Genomic DNA, 3,348 nt, shown 5'->3' with positions numbered 1-3,348 from the left:
CCATCGAATGGCCGGTGATGCCCAGCCGATCGCCGTCGAGCCCGAAGGTGGCTGCCACGCCGGGAATCAGTTCGTCGATCAGGTAGCTTTCCATCTGCCAGTGGCCGGCCCAGGGATGCTCGGTGGCGTCGAGGTAGAAGCCGGCGCCGACGCCGAAGTCCCAGTGCGCGGCCTCGCCCTCGATGCCGGTGGCGCGCGGGCTGGTGTCGGGCATCAGCAGCGCCAGCCCCAGCTCGGCCGCCAGGCGCTGCGCGCCGGCCTTCATGGTCGCGGTCTCTTCGGTGCAGGTCAGCCCGGACAGGTAGGTGAGCAGCGGCACCTTGGCGCCGGCCAGTGCCTGCGGCGGCAGGTACAGCGCGAAGCGCATCGGCAGGCCGATCCTGTCGAGCGAGAAGTGTTTGTAAAAGCGCTGCACGCCACCGAAGCAGCCGTGCTCGCTGAGGAGTTCGAGTCGTTCGAGGGAAGCGGTCATGGGGTCATCGTCCGGCAGGGCAAGGTCTGAGCTTGCCGATCTTAACGGTGCCCCGTGTCAATCCACGCGGGCGCCGTCGCGGAACCACTTGCCGAACAGCGCCCGCTCCTCGTCGGTGAGGCCGGTGGCATTGTTCAGCGGCATGAGCTTTTGCACCACCACCTGCTGGTACACGGTCTGGGCATGCTGCTGCAGGCCCTGCGGCGAGTCCAGCCGGACGTTCTTCGATTGCAGCGCCTCGCCGTGGCAGAGCACGCAGCGTGCCTCCAGCACCGGCTTGAGCTGCGCGTAACCGACCGTCTCGGGCAGCGCCACCGACACGGCGGGCGCGGGCCGCAGCCACCAGATCAGCCCCAGCAGCACGATCACGCCCACCGCCGCCCAGGGCCAGGGGTGCCGGTTGCGCCCCAGCTTGTAGCCGTGCCGCAGGACAAAGAACTGCCGGATCACGGCACCCGCGAACATGATGGCGATCAGCAGCACCCCGTTCTGCGGGTGCGAGTAAACGAAGCTGTAGTGGTTGCTCAGCATCGCGAACACCACCGGCAGCGTGAAGTAGGTGTTGTGCACGCTGCGCTGCTTGCCGCGGATGCCGTGGATCGGATCGACCGGGCGGCCGGCCTTCATGTCGGCCACCATGGTGCGCTGGCCCGGGATGATCCAGAAGAACACGTTGGCGCTCATCGCGGTGGCCAGCATGGCACCCACCAGCAGGAAGGCCGCGCGCCCCGCGAACATGTGGGTGGCGGCCCAGGCGGCCACGCACACCAGCACCAGCACCGCCGCGCCCACCTTGGCGTCGCCGTGGCGGGTCTGCCCCAGCGTGCGGCAGATGGCGTCGTACAGCAGCCAGAACACCACCAGGAAGGCCAGCGCCGCCGCGATCGCGCCCGCCGGGCTCCAGTCCATCACGCGCGGATCGATCAGATAGACGCCGGGGCTCCAGAGGTAGGACACCAGAAACAGCGCAAAGCCCGAGAGCCAGGTGGAGTAGCTCTCCCAATAGAACCAGTGCAGGTGTTCGGGCAGCTTCGGTGGTGCCGCCTTGAACTTGACCGGGTGGTAGAAGCCCCCGCCATGCAGCGCCCACAACTCGCCGCTCACGCCATCGAGCTTGAGCTGCTCGTCCTCGGGCGGCGTCAGGCTGCTGTCGAGAAAGACGAAATAGAAGGACGATCCGATCCAGGCGATGGCCACGATCACATGCAGCCAGCGCAGCAGCAGATTGGCCCAGTCGAGCAGGTAGGTTTCCATGGCTCCTCGAAAAAAGTGTATGCAGTTTTGGGTGGCCGCCGATCGGTATCAACCCGGCGCCACCGCCGCCGGCCCGGCGCCGCTGTCCACCAGCAACAATTGGGCCACGACAGCCGCCGCGATCACCGCCGGCGCCTTGCCGGTGATGCCGGGCAAGCCGATCGGGCAGGTGATGGACGCCAGTTCGTCGGCCGAGAAGCCCCGTTCGCTCAGCCGGTGGCCGAACCTGGCCCACTTGGTGCGGCTGCCGATCAGGCCGATGAACCCCAGGTCGGCCCGCGCGCGGCGGCGCGCCAGGCAGGCGGCCACGATGTCCAGGTCTTCGGCGTGTGAAAAACTCATGATGAGCACGTGGCTGCCCGGCGCCAGGTCGGCCACCGCCGCCTGCACCGGGTCCGAATGCTCGGCCCGCACGGTGCACGGCAGCCCCGGCGGGAACACCTCGTCGCGGCTGTCGATCCAGTGCACGGCATAGGGCAGCGGCGCCAGCGCCTGCACGAGGGCCCGGCCCACGTGGCCGCCGCCGAACAGCGCCAGCGGCTGCAGCGCTGCGGCCAGTTGCCGGCTCAGCGCGTCGGCATCGCTCGCGGACACGCGCTCGAACGTCAGCTCCAGCGCGCCGCCGCAGCATTGCCCCAGCGACGGCCCCAGCGCCACCGACTGCACCTCTGGCAGCGCCCCGCCCGGCCGCAGCGCCTCGCGCGCCTGCGCGATGGCCCGCCACTCCAGCGAACCGCCGCCGATGGTGCCGATCACCTCGTCGTGGCACACCGCCATCCAGGCGCCACTGTCACGCGGGACCGAGCCCCGGGTGCGGCCCACACGCACCAGCACCGCGCCGCGCCGGTCCGATGCCAGCCGGGCCAGCAGGCGGCGCAGGTCGTCGGCAGGCTGTGGCATTTTGACCATGGAAGCGGTGTGCAGGCGTAACAGTTGGCGGATTCCGGCCCAGTATGACGGTGGCGGCCATTGCACCCATCGTGCAAAACGCCATAGACTGTATAAGCTTTCCCCCATGTCACCGAGACCCGGCATGGCGCCGGCAGTCCTCTGCCCGCACACGCCGCCCCTGAAATACCTGCTTCATGACGGCCATGACGACGACTGCTGACCCACGCATCCAGGCCCCCCTGACCGGCACCCGCGCCCTGCTCGGCCTTGCCGTGGCGGCGCTGCTGGCTTCCTGTGCCGCACCGCCATCGGCGCCGGTGGCCAAGGTCGAGCCACCGCCCGCGCCCGTGGCGCCGGCGGCCGTCGCGCCCGAACCCCTGCCCGCGTTGGTCTCGCACGCGGTCAGCCCGCGCGACTACCGCCAGGACGGCGCCCGCCACCTCTACAGCAAGAACAGCCACCGCATCTTCAAGGGCAAGATGCCGCCCCTGCTGCAAGGCGTGGGCGTGATGCAGTTGTCGATCGGCCGCCGCGGCGAGATCCTGGCCTTCAACTGGTTGCGCCCGCCCAGCCACCCGGGCGCCAAGGTCGAGATCGAACGCGCCGTGCAGGCCGCTGCACCCTACCCCGCCCCCATCCGGCTGGGCAGCGTCGTCTACACCGACACCTGGCTGTGGGACAAGAGCGGCCAATTCCAGCTCGACACCCTGACCGAGGGACAGCGCTCGAGG

Annotated in this window: 4 protein-coding genes; 1 reads left to right on the top strand and 3 read right to left on the bottom strand. The window is 69.5% G+C overall.

What is annotated here, in order from left to right:
* The 3 genes from PHQ87_RS15185 to xdhC all read right to left on the bottom strand — a co-directional run.
* A partial coding sequence (locus tag PHQ87_RS15185) for an alpha/beta hydrolase-fold protein (protein ID WP_300236193.1) occupies positions 1–472 on the bottom strand: 472 nt, incomplete at its 3' end.
* Positions 473–529: 57 nt separating this feature from the next.
* Positions 530–1,726 carry a urate hydroxylase PuuD gene (locus PHQ87_RS15180; RefSeq protein ID WP_300236190.1) on the bottom strand — a complete coding sequence of 399 codons (1,197 nt, stop codon included), beginning with the start codon at positions 1,724–1,726 and terminating at the stop codon, positions 530–532.
* Between the two features lie 48 nt (positions 1,727–1,774).
* On the bottom strand, positions 1,775–2,626 hold the full coding sequence (gene xdhC / locus PHQ87_RS15175; protein WP_300236187.1) for a xanthine dehydrogenase accessory protein XdhC: 852 nt from the start codon (positions 2,624–2,626) through the stop codon (positions 1,775–1,777).
* 194 nt (positions 2,627–2,820) lie between these two features.
* Here xdhC and PHQ87_RS15170 point away from each other — a divergent pair.
* Positions 2,821–3,348, top strand: a 528-nt coding sequence (locus tag PHQ87_RS15170; protein ID WP_300236184.1) for a hypothetical protein, incomplete at its 3' end; no start/stop codon positions are given.

Origin of the sequence: Hydrogenophaga sp., from assembly GCF_028698005.1 — a bacterium.
Classification (GTDB): domain Bacteria; phylum Pseudomonadota; class Gammaproteobacteria; order Burkholderiales; family Burkholderiaceae_C; genus Hydrogenophaga.
Note: the sequence above shows the minus strand (reverse complement) of the source record. Positions and strands in the feature narration are given on the sequence as shown.